Source organism: Enterobacter cloacae complex sp. HYC042_NIDB, assembly GCF_056673315.1.
Genome location: NZ_CP109650.1, coordinates 1,159,218 through 1,174,820 on the forward strand (window position 1 = coordinate 1,159,218; position 15,603 = coordinate 1,174,820).

The 15,603-nt window shown below is 55.8% G+C and carries 15 protein-coding genes; 11 read left to right on the top strand and 4 right to left on the bottom strand.

The genetic code is table 11. The features are described 5' to 3' along the window. Window positions 1-46: 46 nt before the first annotated feature. Window positions 47-2,491 carry an acyl-CoA dehydrogenase FadE gene (gene fadE / locus OKF39_RS05475; RefSeq protein ID WP_028012072.1) on the bottom strand — a complete coding sequence of 815 codons (2,445 nt, stop codon included), beginning with the start codon at window positions 2,489-2,491 and terminating at the stop codon, window positions 47-49. Between the two features lie 239 nt (window positions 2,492-2,730). On the opposite strand from fadE, the gene lpcA reads away from it, so the two are divergent. Together lpcA and OKF39_RS05485 are read left to right on the top strand one after the other, a co-directional pair. Continuing rightward, window positions 2,731-3,309: a D-sedoheptulose 7-phosphate isomerase gene (lpcA, locus tag OKF39_RS05480; protein WP_003863232.1), complete on the top strand. Its 579-nt coding sequence runs from the start codon at window positions 2,731-2,733 to the stop codon at window positions 3,307-3,309. A 48-nt stretch (window positions 3,310-3,357) separates the two neighbouring features. Beyond that, window positions 3,358-4,125 (top strand): class II glutamine amidotransferase, encoded by a 768-nt coding sequence (locus OKF39_RS05485; protein WP_028012073.1) that lies wholly within the window; start codon window positions 3,358-3,360, stop codon window positions 4,123-4,125. Here OKF39_RS05485 and dpaA read toward each other — a convergent pair. Beyond that, window positions 4,096-4,836: a peptidoglycan meso-diaminopimelic acid protein amidase gene (gene dpaA / locus OKF39_RS05490; RefSeq protein ID WP_041911140.1), complete on the bottom strand. Its 741-nt coding sequence runs from the start codon at window positions 4,834-4,836 to the stop codon at window positions 4,096-4,098. The genes OKF39_RS05485 and dpaA overlap by 30 nt on opposite strands. A 298-nt stretch (window positions 4,837-5,134) precedes the next feature. Here dpaA and OKF39_RS05495 point away from each other — a divergent pair, with 298 nt between their 5' ends. Genes OKF39_RS05495 through nqrM form a run of 7 tightly spaced genes read left to right on the top strand, consistent with a single transcriptional unit; the run spans window position 5,135 to window position 11,174 of the window. Continuing rightward, a complete protein-coding gene (locus tag OKF39_RS05495; protein WP_479983560.1) occupies window positions 5,135-6,478 on the top strand; it encodes a Na(+)-translocating NADH-quinone reductase subunit A in 1,344 nt (447 codons plus the stop codon). A gap of 2 nt (window positions 6,479-6,480) precedes the next feature. After that, window positions 6,481-7,716, top strand: a complete 1,236-nt coding sequence (locus tag OKF39_RS05500) for an NADH:ubiquinone reductase (Na(+)-transporting) subunit B (RefSeq protein ID WP_028012076.1) — start codon at window positions 6,481-6,483, stop codon at window positions 7,714-7,716. Continuing rightward, complete coding sequence (locus tag OKF39_RS05505) at window positions 7,709-8,503, top strand: Na(+)-translocating NADH-quinone reductase subunit C (protein ID WP_041911137.1); 795 nt, start codon at window positions 7,709-7,711, stop codon at window positions 8,501-8,503. The genes OKF39_RS05500 and OKF39_RS05505 overlap by 8 nt, the downstream gene beginning before the upstream one ends. Beyond that, the gene (locus OKF39_RS05510) at window positions 8,496-9,134 is read left to right on the top strand and encodes an NADH:ubiquinone reductase (Na(+)-transporting) subunit D (RefSeq protein ID WP_028012078.1); all 639 of its coding nucleotides are present in this window, start codon (window positions 8,496-8,498) and stop codon (window positions 9,132-9,134) included. The genes OKF39_RS05505 and OKF39_RS05510 overlap by 8 nt, the downstream gene beginning before the upstream one ends. A 6-nt stretch (window positions 9,135-9,140) precedes the next feature. Then, entirely contained in the window at window positions 9,141-9,737 is a 597-nt protein-coding gene (nqrE, locus tag OKF39_RS05515) for an NADH:ubiquinone reductase (Na(+)-transporting) subunit E (protein WP_003863217.1), read from the top strand. A gap of 10 nt (window positions 9,738-9,747) precedes the next feature. After that, window positions 9,748-10,971, top strand: coding sequence for an NADH:ubiquinone reductase (Na(+)-transporting) subunit F (gene nqrF / locus OKF39_RS05520; RefSeq protein ID WP_045630674.1), 1,224 nt, complete (start codon window positions 9,748-9,750; stop codon window positions 10,969-10,971). Between the two features lie 2 nt (window positions 10,972-10,973). Further along, window positions 10,974-11,174: a (Na+)-NQR maturation NqrM gene (gene nqrM, locus OKF39_RS05525; RefSeq protein WP_041911135.1), complete on the top strand. Its 201-nt coding sequence runs from the start codon at window positions 10,974-10,976 to the stop codon at window positions 11,172-11,174. A 30-nt stretch (window positions 11,175-11,204) separates the two neighbouring features. Here nqrM and OKF39_RS05530 read toward each other — a convergent pair whose 3' ends face one another. After that, window positions 11,205-12,068 carry a glycerophosphodiester phosphodiesterase family protein gene (locus OKF39_RS05530; protein WP_479983561.1) on the bottom strand — a complete coding sequence of 288 codons (864 nt, stop codon included), beginning with the start codon at window positions 12,066-12,068 and terminating at the stop codon, window positions 11,205-11,207. 158 nt (window positions 12,069-12,226) lie between these two features. Here OKF39_RS05530 and dinB point away from each other — a divergent pair, with 158 nt between their 5' ends. Then, window positions 12,227-13,285: a DNA polymerase IV gene (dinB, locus tag OKF39_RS05535; RefSeq protein ID WP_041911133.1), complete on the top strand. Its 1,059-nt coding sequence runs from the start codon at window positions 12,227-12,229 to the stop codon at window positions 13,283-13,285. Window positions 13,286-13,340: 55 nt separating this feature from the next. Here dinB and pepD read toward each other — a convergent pair whose 3' ends face one another. After that, window positions 13,341-14,798, bottom strand: a complete 1,458-nt coding sequence (gene pepD / locus OKF39_RS05540) for a cytosol nonspecific dipeptidase (protein WP_045630671.1) — start codon at window positions 14,796-14,798, stop codon at window positions 13,341-13,343. A gap of 260 nt (window positions 14,799-15,058) precedes the next feature. On the opposite strand from pepD, the gene gpt reads away from it, so the two are divergent. Continuing rightward, on the top strand, window positions 15,059-15,517 hold the full coding sequence (gene gpt / locus OKF39_RS05545) for a xanthine phosphoribosyltransferase (RefSeq protein WP_003863205.1): 459 nt from the start codon (window positions 15,059-15,061) through the stop codon (window positions 15,515-15,517). Window positions 15,518-15,603 lie beyond the last annotated feature (86 nt).

Consider the following 15,603-nt stretch of genomic DNA (forward strand, 5'->3'; position numbering starts at 1 on the left):
CAATAAAAAACCCCGCACCGGGCGGGGTTTGTCAGAGCGAAGCGGGTTATGCCGCTTCAGGTTTGCGATGCTTCTCCGGCAGCTTTACCGGCTGCGTCGCCAGCTCTTCCGGTTCGAAATCATCCACGTTAATACTGCGCAGACGGCTCTCTTCGGCTTTCACCAGCAGCGCAGCTTCGTCGTTATTGATAATGCCACCGGCCAGCGCCTGTTTCGCCAGTTCGTCCAGACGGGTAAACGGCAGGTTTTTACCCAGCTGTTTGCAGATTTTCTGGTGAATCGGGTCGGCGGCCATCACGTCCAGCAGCGCCTCTTCCAGCAGGCCCACCGGGTTATGCGGCGTTGGTGCCAGATACTGACCGCGGCCAATGCGGGAGCGGGTGGCGCTCGGAACCTGCAGGATCTTCGCCACTTTGTGGTCCAGCTTGTCGGACGGCGCCAGGTGATGACGACCGGTCGGGAAGATCACCACGCGCAGAGCGCCAGCCACGAAGCGGTTCGGGAAGTTCGCCAGCAGGTCGTCAATCGCCTGTTCCGCCTGATACATCGCATCCTGCACGCCCCAGTGCACCAGCGGCAGATCCGCTTCCTGACGGCCTTCGTCGTCGTAGCGTTTCAGCACCGCAGAGGCCAGGAAGATCTGGCTCAGCACGTCGCCCAGACGGGCGGAGATACGCTCGCGACGCTTCAGGCTACCGCCCAGCACCGCCATGGAAACGTCGGACAGCAGAGCCAGGTTGGCGCTCAGACGGTTCAGATGCTGGTAGTAACGTTTGGTCGCATCGCCGGTTGGCGTCGCGCTGGTCAGGCCGCGCGTCAGGCCCAGCCAGAAGCTCCGCACCTTGTTACTGCCCACGTGACCGATATGTTTGAACAGCAGCTTGTCGAAGGCGTCCACGTCGTTATTCTGCGCAGCGGCCATCTCTTCAAGCACGTACGGATGGCAGCGAATCGCACCCTGGCCGAAGATCATCATGCTGCGGGTCAGGATGTTAGCCCCTTCCACGGTGATGGCAATCGGTGCGCCCTGATAGCCGCGCGCCAGGAAGTTGCCTTCGCCGAGCATAATACCTTTACCGCCCGCGATATCCATCGCGTCAATGATCGACTGCTGCGCGCGGTGGGTACAGTGGTACTTCACAATCGCGGACAGCACGGCCGGTTTTTCGCCCAGCATAATGCCGTAGGTAATCAGGGATGCAGCGGCGTCCATCACGTAGGCGTTGCCCGCGATGCGTGCCAGCGGCTCTTCGATACCTTCCATCTTGCCGATGGAGATTTTGAACTGACGGCGAATGTGGGCATAAGCGCCAATTCCCATCGCGACGGACTTCAGGCCGCCGGTTGAGTTCGACGGCAGGGTAATACCGCGACCCACCGACAGACATTCCACCAGCATGCGCCAGCCCTGACCGGCCATTTTCGGGCCGCCGATGATGTAGTCAATCGGCACAAAGATATCCTGGCCGCGGGTCGGACCGTTCTGGAACGGCACGTTCAGCGGGAAGTGACGACGACCAATTTCCACACCCGGCGTCGAGGTTGGGATCAGCGCACAGGTAATGCCCAGATCCTCTTCACCGCCCAGTAGTTTTTCCGGGTCGGAGAGCTTAAAGGCCAGGCCCAGCACGGTGGCGATAGGTGCCAGGGTGATATAGCGTTTGTTCCAGGTCAGGCGCATGCCCAGCACCTGCTGGCCCTGCCACTCGCCCATACAGACCACGCCGGTATCCGGGATTGCGCCTGCATCGGAGCCTGCTTCCGGGCTGGTCAGCGCGAAGCACGGGATTTCCTGACCGCGCGCCAGTCGCGGCAGATAGTGATCTTTCTGCTCTTCCGTACCGTAATGCTGCAGCAGTTCGCCCGGGCCTAAGGAGTTCGGTACGCCGACGGTAATCGCCAGGATCCCGGAGACGCCCGCCAGCTTTTGCAGCACGCGAGCCTGCGCGTAAGCGGAGAACTCAAGACCGCCGTACTCTTTCTTAATGATCATCGCGAAGAAGCGATGCTCTTTCAGGTACGCCCACAGCTCCGGCGGCAGGTCGGCCATTTCGTGGGTAATAGCAAAGTCGTTCGCCATGCGGCACGCTTCTTCCACCGGGCCGTCAATAAAGGCCTGTTCTTCGGCGGTCAGGCGCGGCTGCGGATAGTTGTGCAGCTTTTTCCAGTCCGGGTTACCCTGGAACAGGTCGCCTTCCCACCAGGTGGTGCCCGCATCAATCGCTTCTTTCTCGGTGCGCGACATCGGCGGCATCACTTTGCGGAAGCCTTTAAATACCGGCGCGGAGATCATCGACTTACGCATCGGGGCCAGGTTAAACGGCAGGAGAATGATGGCAAGAGGGACCAAAATCCAGATATTCCAGAGACCTGCGACGCCAAGCGCAGCCGTCCAGGCCAGAAGAATCAGGCTGCTCAGGAATAAACTGACGCGGTGATAGAACAACACACCGAGCAGTACAACGGTTGCGAGAATGCTCAAAATCATCATAAAGAAAAGCTCCCTTGCTTGTAGGAGGTCTGACCACTTGTGATGATATGGTTGTAGTTGATGTGAATTCCTTTAGCAATGTGTTTACAAAATAATTACAACCTGGTTCACATTGTTCGCGTTTTCGCCGGCACAAAAAATCAAAACGCCGGACGATTCGCATGGCTTTAGCTTCTCGCTTTTCCCGCTATCCGGTACACTCCACTGTGTTATTTCATCAATACTGAAGGATTATCCTCATGTACCAGGATCTTATTCGTAACGAACTGAACGAAGCGGCGGAAACGCTGGCGAACTTTCTGAAAGATGATGCCAATATTCACGCTATTCAGCGCGCGGCGGTCCTGCTGGCCGACAGTTTTAAGGCCGGTGGCAAAGTGCTCTCCTGCGGTAACGGCGGTTCCCACTGTGACGCCATGCACTTCGCCGAAGAGCTGACCGGACGCTATCGCGAAAACCGTCCGGGCTACCCGGCGATTGCGATTTCCGACGTGAGCCACATCTCCTGCGTAGGCAACGACTTCGGTTACGACCACATCTTTTCCCGCTACGTTGAGGCAGTAGGCCGTGAAGGCGACGTGCTGCTGGGTATCTCTACCTCCGGTAACTCCGCGAACGTGATCAAAGCGATCGCCGCCGCGCGTGAAAAAGGGATGAAGGTGATCACCCTGACCGGGAAAGATGGCGGTAAGATGGACGGTACGGCGGATATCGAAATTCGCGTTCCGCACTTCGGCTATGCAGATCGCGTTCAGGAAATTCACATCAAAGTGATCCACATCCTGATCCAGCTGATCGAAAAAGAGATGGTTAAGTAAGGCTTCGCTGGGGGGCACCGGTGCCCCCCGCTGTTGTGGAGGTGATGTATGTGCGAACTGCTCGGGATGAGCGCCAATGTGCCAACCGATATCTGCTTTAGCTTCACCGGGCTGGTTCAGCGCGGTGGGGGAACCGGGCCGCATAAAGACGGCTGGGGCATCACCTTCTATGAAGGCAAAGGGTGTCGCACGTTCAAAGATCCACAGCCCAGCTTTAACTCACCGATTGCCAAACTGGTGCAGGACTATCCCATTAAATCCTGTTCGGTGATCGCGCATATTCGCCAGGCAAACCGCGGCGAAGTTGCGCTGGAAAATACCCATCCCTTTACCCGCGAGCTGTGGGGCCGTAACTGGACCTACGCGCACAACGGGCAGCTTACGGGCTATAAATCTCTGGAAACGGGCAACTTCCGCCCGGTGGGCGAAACGGACAGCGAGAAGGCCTTCTGCTGGCTGCTGCATAAGCTGACGGAACGTTATCCGCGCACGCCCGGCAATATGGCCGCTGTATTCAAATACATCGCGACGCTGGCAGCTGAATTGCGTGAAAAAGGCGTATTTAACATGCTGTTGTCTGACGGACGCTACGTGATGGCGTTCTGCTCGACGAATCTCTTCTGGATCACGCGCCGTGCGCCGTTTGGCGTTGCTACGCTGCTCGATCAGGATGTGGAGATAGATTTTCAGAAAGAGACCACACCGAACGATGTGGTCACTGTTATTGCAACGCAGCCGCTGACGGGCAACGAAACCTGGCAAAAGATTATGCCAGGCGAGTGGGTGCTATTTTGTCTCGGGGACCGTGTAATTTGACGCCAGCTGCGGGTGGACGACTTCGTGGCTCAGCGGTTTGCTGACCACGTAACGGCCATCGACGATAGAGACTACCGGCGGCTTGTGGGTCTGCTCAAAGTAGTCATAACCCGGCTTCAGCTGTTTCCAGAAATCGGCGTAGTAAGAGTACTTATGGCGCGCCATATTGGCATCGGTCATGCGGAACGGATAGATGCTGACCTGAACGTTAGGCTGCCCAAAGACCAGTGCGCCGGTTACGAACTGGAAAATCTCATCAATGCCGGAGTCGGTCATCGCGTAGCAGCCGACAGACACGCAGGCACCGTGGATCATCAGGTATTTCCCTTCATAACCGTGAGCACGGTCATAGGCGTTCGGGAAACCGATGTTGATGGCTTTATAGAAGCGGCTATCCGGCTTTAGCTGGTTACGCTGAACGTTGTAAAAACCTTCCGGGCTTTTGAAATCGCCCTGACGCTGTTTCGGGCCCAGCCCGCCGGAATAGTTACAAATTTTGTAGCTATCAAGCAGCTGATATGTTTCGCCCATTTTTACAAACAGATCGAGCGTGCGCTCTTCCTTGAAGATCTGAATATAAACCGGGGATCCCATTAACTGCTGTTTATATTCTTTGCTGATCGGCGTGGTGGAGCTGTTGCTGCTGAGCAGCCCGGCAAACGACATGCACGGAATCAGAAGCATCGCAATGAACAATGCGATTTTACGCATACTACAAATTCCTTGATAAAACCTGGACTAACTTGCCAGGACGGCAAAAGAGACCCGAAATCAGATTATTCTGTTAGGTGCGCTCACATTAGCACCGCTATAGATTTTCGCAAGAGCCGGGCGGTGAGTTTACAAATTAGTTTTACTTTATAAACCATCAAAAACGCGCTGGCTCCAGGAACTTTGCGTAATAGCTCGCATTTTGGCGCGCCCGACGGTGGATCCCCTGCCCGAGAGAAGGGGAAAATGTTACACTTTGCGCCCACTGGATCGTTGTTTATGGAAACCTGCTAACCACATGTTTAAAATAAAAAAAGGACTTAATTTGCCGATTGCAGGCGTGCCTGAGCAGCACGTCTCGGGTGGCGCAAGCGTCCGTCATGTCGCAATTTTAGGTGACGATTATCTGGGCATGCGTCCTTCAATGCTGGTGCAGGAGGGCGATCGCGTGATCAAAGGGCAGGCGCTCTTTGAAGACAAAAAAAATCCCGGCGTCATGTTCACGGCCCCCGCCAGCGGCACCGTGGTAGCGATCAACCGCGGCGAGCGTCGCGTGCTGCAGTCGGTGGTAATCCGCATTGAAGGCGATGAACAGCGTGAGTTTGCTCGTTATGATGCGGCAGATCTCGCGACGCTTAGCCGCGAAGATGTGCAGGCTCAGCTGCTCGCGTCCGGCCTGTGGACGGCGCTGCGTACGCGTCCTTTCAGCAAATCACCCGTTCCTGATACCGCCCCGGCTGCCATTTTCGTGACGGCCATCGACACCAACCCGCTCAGCGCAGACCCGCAGCCCATTATCCTGGCGCAGCGTAAAGCCTTTGATGCCGGGCTGACCGTTCTGACTCGCCTGACGCCCGGAAAAGTGCACGTTTGCCAGGCCAGCGGCGGCAAGCTTGGCGGCCATTCGCAGGGACAGGTTACGTTTAATGAATTTTCCGGCCCGCATCCGGCGGGTCTGGTCGGGACCCATATCCACTTCCTTGAGCCGGTGAGCCTTAAAAAACAGGTCTGGCACCTTAATTATCAGGATGTCATTGCCATCGGTAAGCTCTTTACGACGGGTGAACTCTGCGCTGAACGGATTATCGCTATCGGCGGGCCGCAGGCCGCAAACCCGCGTCTGGTTAAGACGCTTCTGGGAGCAGACATTAATGAACTGCTGGCAGGGGAAACGAAAGAGGGTGAAAACCGCCTCATTTCCGGTTCGGTACTCAGCGGCCGCCGCGCTGTCAATGCGCACGCGTACCTGGGACGTTTCCATCTTCAGGTGAGCGTCGTTCTGGAAGGGCGTGAGAAAGAGCTGTTCGGCTGGGTTCTGCCTGGCGCAGAAAAATACTCTGTCACCCGCACCACGCTTGGCCACTTCCTGCGTCATAAGCTCTTTAACTTCTCGACCAGCACGAACGGCGGCGAGCGCGCGATGGTTCCGATTGGCAACTACGAACGTGTAATGCCGCTGGATATTCTGCCTACCGTGCTGCTGCGCGATCTTCTGGCAGGCGATACCGACGGCGCGCAGGCGCTCGGTTGTCTGGAACTGGATGAAGAAGATCTGGCGCTCTGTACCTATGTGTGTCCGGGTAAATACGAATATGGACCCGTATTGCGCGAGGTGTTAACCCGCATTGAGCAGGAAGGATAACCATGGGATTAAAACACCTCTTTGAAAAAATTGAGCCGCACTTTACCGAAGGGAAGCTCAAAAAGTACTACCCGCTGTATGAAGCGACGACGACTATTTTCTACACTCCGGGTCTGGTGACGAAAGGGGCAGCGCACGTTCGCGATGCCATCGACCTGAAACGCATGATGATCCTGGTGTGGTTTGCGGTTTTCCCGGCCATGTTCTGGGGCATGTACAACGTTGGTCTGCAAACCATTCCGGCGCTGCATCATATGTACGACGCTCAGCAGCTGGCGCAGGTGATCCAGTCTGACTGGCACTATCGTCTGGCGCAGTCGCTGGGCGTGAGCTTTGCGGCTGATGCAGGCTGGGTCAGCATGATGACGCTGGGGGCCGTCTTCTTCCTGCCGATCTACATGACCGTTTTTATCGTGGGCGGCTTCTGGGAAGTGCTGTTCGCCATCATCCGCAAACACGAGATCAACGAAGGCTTCTTCGTGACCTCCATTCTGTTTGCGCTGATTGTTCCGCCGACTCTGCCGCTCTGGCAGGCGGCGATGGGGATCAGCTTTGGCGTGGTGATTGCCAAAGAGATTTTCGGCGGCACCGGTCGTAACTTCCTCAACCCGGCGCTGGCGGGGCGTGCGTTCCTGTTCTTTGCTTACCCGGCGCAGATTTCGGGCGACCTGGTGTGGACGGCTGCGGACGGTTTCTCCGGCGCGACGCCGCTTTCTCAGTGGGCGGCAGGTGGCGGCGAAACGCTGGTCAACAATGCTACCGGCCAGCCCGTGACCTGGTTTGACGCGTTTCTTGGCAACATTCCGGGCTCCATTGGCGAAGTATCTACCCTGATGATTTTGATCGGCGGGGCCATCATCCTCTTTGGCCGCGTGGCGTCCTGGCGCATCGTCGCGGGCGTTATGCTCGGCATGGTGCTTACCGCCACGCTGTTCAACCTCATTGGTTCAGACACGAACCCGATGTTCTCCATGCCGTGGTACTGGCACCTGGTGCTGGGAGGCTTTGCGTTTGGCATGATGTTCATGGCCACCGATCCCGTCTCGGCTTCCTTTACCGACAGGGGGAAATGGTGTTACGGCGCGCTCATTGGCGTGATGTGTGTACTTATTCGCGTGGTCAACCCGGCCTATCCGGAAGGGATGATGTTGGCCATTCTGTTTGCCAACCTGTTTGCGCCGCTGTTCGACTACCTGGTCGTGCGCGCCAACATTAAGCGGAGGAAGGCGCGTGGCTGAGGTTAAAAATAACGACAGCATCAGCAAAACGCTGCTGGTGGTTTTGGTGCTGTGTCTGGTCTGTTCCATCGTGGTTGCCGGTTCCGCCGTAGGGTTGAAACCGCTGCAGCAGGAACAGCGCGCGCTGGATAAACAGCGCAACATCCTGGCCGTGGCCGGGCTGATGCAGGAAGGCATGACGAAGGACGACGTCGCGGCCGTGTTTGCTGAACGCATTACCGCACGGCTGGTGGATTTAAAAACCGGCGAGCTGATGGATAAAGACCCGGCGAAATATAACCAGGCGCTGGCATTAAAGGATCCGCAGATGAGCACCGTGCTTGACGCCTCGCAGGATCCGGCTGGCATTAAGCGCCGCAGCAATGTCGCGGAAATTTACCTCGTTCGTGACGAGCAGAAGCGCATACAGGAAATCGTGTTGCCCATCTACGGCAACGGCTTATGGTCAATGATGTATGCGTTTGTGGCACTGGATACCGATGGCCGCACGGTCAAAGGTATTACTTATTACGACCAGGGCGAAACGCCGGGGCTGGGTGGCGAAGTGGAAAACCCTAACTGGCGTGCGCAGTTTATCGGTAAAAAAGTGCTCAATGATAACGGTCAGCCTGCGCTGAAGGTGGTGAAAGGAGGCGCGCGTCCTGGGGATGAATTCGCTGTTGACGGTCTTTCCGGCGCCACACTCACCTCTAACGGGGTGCAGCACAGTTTTGATTTCTGGATGGGTGAACTGGGCTTTGGTCCCTTCCTGAAGAACGTACGTGAAGGAGCGCTGAACAATGGCTGATACGGGTGAACTGAAAGAAGTTAAAAAAGTGCTGATTGGCCCACTTTTAGCCAATAACCCGATAACCCTGCAGGTGCTGGGTGTGTGCTCGGCTCTGGCGGTGACCACTAAGCTGGAAACGGCGGTGGTGATGACGCTGGCGGTAACGCTGGTGACGGCGTTTTCCAGCATGTTTATCTCGATGATCCGCCACCACATCCCCAACAGCGTGAGGATCATCGTGCAGATGGCGATCATCGCCTCGCTGGTGATCGTGGTCGATCAGCTGCTGCGCGCGTTCGCCTACGAAACCTCGAAGCAGCTTTCGGTGTTTGTCGGCCTGATTATCACCAACTGCATCGTGATGGGGCGCGCTGAAGCCTACGCCATGAAAATGCCGCCGCTGGCGAGCTTTATGGACGGTATCGGCAACGGCCTGGGCTACGGCGTGATCCTCCTGACGGTCGGTTTCCTGCGCGAGCTGATTGGCAGCGGCAAGCTGTTTGGCGTTCAGGTGCTGGATACGGTACAGAACGGCGGCTGGTATCTGCCGAACGGCCTGTTCCTGCTGGCCCCAAGCGCGTTTTTCATTATCGGTTTGCTGATCTGGCTGATTCGTACGTTGAAGCCTGAACAGCAGGAAAAGGAGTAACCGACAATGGCTCATTACCTGAGTTTATTTGTGCGCGCGGTGTTTGTTGAAAACATGGCGCTCGCCTTCTTCCTGGGCATGTGTACGTTCCTTGCCGTCTCTAAAAAGGTCTCGACGGCATTTGGCCTGGGCGTGGCGGTCACCGTTGTGCTGGGGCTTTCGGTTCCGATTAACAACCTGGTGTTCAACTTCGTGCTGCGGGACGGCGCGCTGGTGGAAGGCGTCGATCTTAGCTTCCTGAACTTCATCACCTTCATCGGGGTGATTGCGGCGCTGGTACAAATCCTGGAGATGATCCTCGATAAGTATTTCCCGTCGCTGTACAACGCTCTGGGGATCTTCCTGCCGCTGATCGCGGTGAACTGCGCCATCTTCGGTGGCGTCTCGTTTATGGTTCAGCGCGATTACAACTTCAGTGAATCGGTGGTGTACGGCTTCGGTTCCGGTATCGGCTGGATGCTGGCGATTGTCACCATGGCGGGGATCCGTGAAAAAATGAAATATGCCAACGTGCCTGCGGGGCTGCGTGGCTTAGGGATCACCTTTATCACCACCGGCCTGATGGCGTTGGGCTTTATGTCCTTCTCCGGTGTGCAGCTATAAGGGCTAACAGATGGAAATTATTCTTGGCGTGGTGATGTTCACGCTGATAGTACTGGTGCTGTCAGGGCTGATTCTGGCGGCGCGCGCAAAGCTGGTTAATTCCGGGGATGTGATCATTGATATCAATGACGATCCGCAGAACCAGATCCGCACTCCGGCAGGGGACAAGCTGCTTAATACGCTCTCCGGGAACGGGATTTTTGTCTCGTCAGCCTGCGGTGGAGGCGGCTCATGCGGGCAGTGTCGTGTGACGGTGAAAGAGGGGGGCGGTGATATTCTGCCTACTGAACTGTCGCATATTACGAAGCGTGAAGCGAAAGAGGGGTGCCGCCTGGCGTGCCAGGTCGCGGTGCGTCAGAACATGAAGATTGAGCTGCCGGAAGAGATCTTCGGCGTGAAAAAATGGGAGTGCGAGGTTATCTCGAACGATAACAAAGCCACGTTCATTAAAGAGCTTAAGCTACGTGTCCCTGAAGGGGAGAGCGTCCCGTTCCGTGCAGGCGGGTATATCCAGATTGATTGTCCGGCGCACACCGTGGCCTATGCGGACTTCGACGTGCCCGATGAGTACCGGGCCGACTGGGATAAATTTAATCTTTTCCGCTTTGTTTCCGAGGTAAAAGAGCCCGCGCTGCGCGCCTATTCCATGGCTAACTACCCGGAAGAGAAGGGCATTATCATGCTCAACGTGCGTATCGCAACGCCGCCGCCAAACGTGCCTGACGCGCCGCCGGGCGTGATGTCGTCGTATATCTGGTCCCTTAAGCCAGGCGACAAGGTGACGATCTCCGGTCCGTTCGGCGAGTTTTTTGCTAAAGATACCGACGCCGAAATGGTCTTTATCGGCGGCGGTGCGGGTATGGCCCCTATGCGCTCGCACATCTTTGACCAGCTCAAGCGTCTCGGCAGCAAGCGTAAAATCAGCTTCTGGTACGGTGCGCGCTCGCTGCGCGAAATGTTCTACGACGATGAGTTTGAACAGCTGGCGCGTGAGAATCCGAACTTTACCTTCCACGTGGCGCTCTCCGATCCGCAGCCGGAAGATAACTGGACGGGCTATACGGGATTCATTCACAACGTGCTGTATGAAAACTACCTCAAACAGCACCCGGCACCGGAAGACTGCGAGTTCTATATGTGTGGTCCGCCAATGATGAACGCCGCCGTGATCAAGATGCTCAAAGATCTCGGCGTGGAAGATGAAAACATCCTCCTTGATGATTTCGGAGGCTGATTATGTTGACCTTTCTGGCAACCTTTGCGGTGTTTTTGCTGGTGGTGTTCGGTATGTCTTTAGGCTGGATCATCAAGCGTAAAAGCATTCAGGGCAGCTGTGGAGGTATCTCTTCCATCGGAATGGAAAAGGTGTGCGACTGCCCCGAACCGTGCGATGCGCGTAAAAAGCGCATGGCCCGGGACCAGCAGAGGATCATCTAGGAAAAGGCCGCTTCGTGCGGCCTTTATCATTTATTTTGCCCAGCTTTTGGCTTTGGCTGGTGAGTCTACAAGAACCCCTTCGGCACCCAGTGTTTTCGCCTTCTGGTAATCCTCTTCAGAGTTCACGCCGATAAAAATCAGATGGGCATTGCCCTGAGAGCGGAAGCAGTCAACGGCCTCTTTGTCCCACGTTAATGTTGCAGGAGAGACACCTTCGCCTAAGGTGAATTTCTCGACCACTTCTACTTTTCGGTTTAACTCAAGCCCATACCAGTAATCGTCCATTTTTTGTGAAGGAGGCAGACATTCATGGCTCAACGAAATCGTGGCCAGACGCGTACGGGTTTCGCTGCGCGTGACAAAGCGGGGGATTTCGACAGGCAATGCTTTCATATAGCGATCTTCGGTTGAATAAACGCGAACGCGATTCAGGCTGTTGGTCTCTTTCAATACGTTAAGCAGCGCGTTGCCCATGGTCGACGGATCGGCATCCGGCGATTTGATGTCAATGAAAAAACGCGTATCTGGCCAGGCGCTCAGCACCGACTTCAGCGTCGGTATCGGGGAATTAAGCAGGTTTTCCGGCAGGTCCTTATCTTTCCACTTCACGCTGGCATCCGCCTTTGCCAGTTCTTCAGCGGTATACTGTGACACCTTTCCCTGCAGATTGGTTATCGCTTTCAGATCGGCAGGTCGATAGAGAACCGGTACGCCATCCCGACTTAACTGCACGGTTATCCAGACGATATCTGCTTTGTTTTCGAGTGCGAGCTTAATGGCTGGCAGGGTATTTTCAGGTGCATCGGCAGTCCCGCCCCGGTGGGCAACGATCGCAGGGCTAGCAGATGCAGCACTCGCCAGAAACAGTAACGAAATCGGGAGAATTTTCTTCATGAATAATTACGCTCCATTGATTTTATAAATGTATGTATATAAAGGCTTTATTACGAATTTTTGTAACACGTTTATATGACAACCGTGAGTAAGGAAAATAGCTGACGCATTTTTTGCCTTTTGTTATACTGTATATAAATACATGTGTGGTATGACCGATGCGCAAAATAATCCATGTCGATATGGACTGCTTTTTTGCCGCAGTGGAGATGCGTGACAATCCGGCGCTGCGGGATATTCCCATCGCCATTGGCGGCAGCCGCGTTCAGCGCGGTGTGATCAGCACCGCCAACTATCCTGCACGCAAATTTGGCGTGCGCAGCGCCATGCCGACGGCGATGGCGCTGAAACTGTGTCCGCACCTTACTCTTTTGCCCGGGCGCTTTGACGCCTATAAAGAAGCCTCAAACCATATACGCGAAATCTTCTCCCGCTACACCTCACTGATTGAACCGCTTTCGCTGGACGAAGCCTATCTGGACGTCACCGACAGCCTGCACTGTCACGGCTCCGCTACCCTGATGGCGCAGGAGATCCGCCAGACCATTTTCAACGAGCTGAATCTCACCGCGTCGGCAGGCGTCGCGCCGGTAAAATTTCTCGCCAAAATTGCTTCCGATTTAAATAAACCCAACGGCCAGTACGTCATCACCCCTGAAGAGGTCCCGGCGTTTTTAAAAACGCTGCCGCTTGGCAAAATCCCCGGCGTAGGCAAAGTCTCCGCCGCGAAGCTGGAAAGTATGGGGTTACGCACCTGCGAAGACGTGCAGCGAAGCGACCTGGCTATGCTGCTCAAGCGCTTTGGGAAGTTTGGCCGCGTGCTGTGGGAGCGCAGTCAGGGCATTGACGATCGTGATGTAAACAACGAACGGCTTCGTAAATCGGTCGGGGTTGAGCGCACGCTGAGCGAAGACATCCATGACTGGTCGGAATGCGAAACCATTATTACGGAACAGCTCTATCCAGAGCTGGAGCGACGCCTGATCAAAGTAAAGCCTGATTTACTGATTGCCCGACAGGGCATCAAGCTGAAATTTAACGACTTTCAGCAGACGACGCAGGAGCACGTCTGGCCGCGCCTGAACAAAGAAGATCTTATCGCAACAGCGAAAAAGGCGTGGGAAGAACGACGAGGCGGACGAGGGGTGAGGCTGGTGGGACTGCACGTCACGCTGCTGGATCCGCAGCTGGAGCGTCAGCTGGTTTTGGGATTGTAGATTGCACTCATCGTAGGCCCGGCAAGCGTAGCGCCGCCGGGCAACAGACGACAAATTACTTCGCAGGGATCGCCTTCAGCAGTTCCGTCAACAGCGTCCAGTAATGACCGACGCTTTCAATATGAACCTGCTCATCCGGCGAGTGTGGACCGGTAATGGTTGGCCCGATGGAAACCATGTCCATGTCCGGATACGGCTTCTTAAACAGACCACATTCCAGACCCGCGTGGATCACCTGGATGTTCGGGGTGCTGTTGAACAGACGCTGATAAGTTTCACGCACCAGCGCCATCACCGGAGAGCTTGCATCCGGCTGCCAGCCAGGGTAGCTGCCTTTGGCGGAGGTTTTCGCGCCCGCCAGCGCACCCAGAGATTCCAGCATGCTTACTACATACTCTTTACCGCTGTCGATCAGGGAGCGGATCAGGCAGATAATTTCCGCGCTGTCGTCGCTCATGGTCACCACGCCCACGTTCAGAGAGGTTTCCACCACGCCTTTCGCCACGTCAGAGTTGCGAATCACGCCGTTTGGCGTCGCGTTCAGCAGCTGAACGAAGCTGTCGCGAGACTGCGCGGTCAGGGCGGCTTTATCCGTAGACACGGATTCAAGCACCACGGTCAGGTTCTTCTCTTTCGCCGACAGTTCGTTTTTCAGGATATCCAGGTAGACGCTGGAGAGTTTTTTCAGCTCGTCCGCTTTCGCCGCTGGCACCGCCACGGTGGCAAAGGCTTCGCGTGGGATCGCGTTGCGCAGGGTGCCGCCGTTGAAGTCCACCAGACGCAGGTCCAGCTCGGCCGCGTGGCCCGCCAGGAAGCGCGCCAGCAGTTTGTTGGCGTTACCCAGGCCCAGGTGAATATCACCGCCGGAATGGCCGCCTTTCAGCCCTTTCAGCGTCAGCTTGAAGGTCTGGAAGCCCGCAGGAATCGCTTCGCGTGACAGCGGCAGGGTAGAGATGAAATCAATCCCGCCCGCGCAGCCCATGTAGATCTCGCCTTCTTCTTCGGAGTCGGTGTTGATCAGGATATCTGCCTGCAGCCAGTTCGCCTGCAGACCGAACGCGCCGTCCATGCCCGCTTCTTCGGTCATGGTCAGCAGCACTTCCAGCGGACCGTGTTCAACGCTGTCGTCAGCCAGCACCGCCAGCGCAGAGGCCATACCGATGCCGTTGTCCGCGCCCAGGGTGGTGCCGCGCGCTTTTACCCAGTCGCCATCGATGTACGGCTGGATTGGGTCTTTAGTGAAGTCGTGAACGGTGTCGTTGTTTTTCTGTGGCACCATGTCCAGGTGCGCCTGCAGTACAACCGGTTTACGGTTTTCCATGCCTGCGGTAGCCGGTTTGCGGATCAGAATGTTGCCAACCTGGTCGCGCTCTGCGTGCAGACCTTTTTCCTTCGCCCAACCCATAATATGTTCGGCAAGCTGTTCTTCATGGTAGGAAGGGTGTGGAATGGAGCAAATTTTGGCAAAAATATCCCACAGCGGCTGCGGAGATAATTGAGACAGTTCAGACACGATAAGTCTCCTTGTCGAGGCGCTGCAAACAGGGTTGCAGGCCACAGGGTTAGCAGGTTAATAGTTACCACAAGACAGGCTTGCGAGATGCAACTGAGAATACCACTTTCTCTGCTGGCTGGTAGCATAAAGCATGTAAAAACTCAGGCAGGAAGCGCTAAACACTGGTTTTTAGTGCGCCAGATCTCTATAATCTCGCGCAACCTATTTCCCCCTCGAACACTTTTTAAGCCGTATAAAAACAGGCTGGGACACTTCACATGAGCGAAAAATACGTCGTCACCTGGGACATGTTGCAGATTCACGCACGCAAACTGGCTGCGCGTCTGATGCCTTCCGAACAGTGGAAAGGCATTATTGCCGTCAGCCGTGGCGGTCTGGTACCGGGGGCGCTGCTGGCACGTGAGCTGGGTATTCGTCATGTCGATACCGTCTGCATCTCCAGCTATGACCATGATAACCAGCGTGAGCTGAAAGTGCTGAAACGCGCTGAAGGCGACGGTGAAGGCTTCATCGTTATCGACGATCTGGTGGACACCGGCGGTACTGCGGTCGCTATTCGCGAAATGTATCCAAAAGCGCACTTCGTGACGATCTTCGCTAAGCCAGCGGGTCGCCCACTGGTTGACGATTACGTCATTGATATCCCGCAGGATACCTGGATTGAACAGCCATGGGATATGGGCGTGGTCTTCGTGCCGCCTATCTCAGGCCGTTAATTTCAGTACGTAACTTTACACGCCCGGCTGTGCCGGGCGTTGTTCTTTTTGGCCTGCCACGCGTTACAATGGGTACTATATGACGT

Bases quoted from the DNA above. Each gene is read 5' to 3' on its own strand.
- fadE (WP_028012072.1), bottom strand. From the start codon at position 2,491: ATGATGATTTTGAGCATTCTCGCAACCGTTGTACTGCTCGGTGTGTTG.
- lpcA (WP_003863232.1), top strand. From the start codon at position 2,731: ATGTACCAGGATCTTATTCGTAACGAACTGAACGAAGCGGCGGAAACG.
- OKF39_RS05485 (WP_028012073.1), top strand. From the start codon at position 3,358: ATGTGCGAACTGCTCGGGATGAGCGCCAATGTGCCAACCGATATCTGC.
- dpaA (WP_041911140.1), bottom strand. From the start codon at position 4,836: ATGCGTAAAATCGCATTGTTCATTGCGATGCTTCTGATTCCGTGCATG.
- OKF39_RS05495 (WP_479983560.1), top strand. From the start codon at position 5,135: ATGTTTAAAATAAAAAAAGGACTTAATTTGCCGATTGCAGGCGTGCCT.
- OKF39_RS05500 (WP_028012076.1), top strand. From the start codon at position 6,481: ATGGGATTAAAACACCTCTTTGAAAAAATTGAGCCGCACTTTACCGAA.
- OKF39_RS05510 (WP_028012078.1), top strand. From the start codon at position 8,496: ATGGCTGATACGGGTGAACTGAAAGAAGTTAAAAAAGTGCTGATTGGC.
- nqrE (WP_003863217.1), top strand. From the start codon at position 9,141: ATGGCTCATTACCTGAGTTTATTTGTGCGCGCGGTGTTTGTTGAAAAC.
- nqrF (WP_045630674.1), top strand. From the start codon at position 9,748: ATGGAAATTATTCTTGGCGTGGTGATGTTCACGCTGATAGTACTGGTG.
- nqrM (WP_041911135.1), top strand. From the start codon at position 10,974: ATGTTGACCTTTCTGGCAACCTTTGCGGTGTTTTTGCTGGTGGTGTTC.
- OKF39_RS05530 (WP_479983561.1), bottom strand. From the start codon at position 12,068: ATGAAGAAAATTCTCCCGATTTCGTTACTGTTTCTGGCGAGTGCTGCA.
- dinB (WP_041911133.1), top strand. From the start codon at position 12,227: ATGCGCAAAATAATCCATGTCGATATGGACTGCTTTTTTGCCGCAGTG.
- gpt (WP_003863205.1), top strand. From the start codon at position 15,059: ATGAGCGAAAAATACGTCGTCACCTGGGACATGTTGCAGATTCACGCA.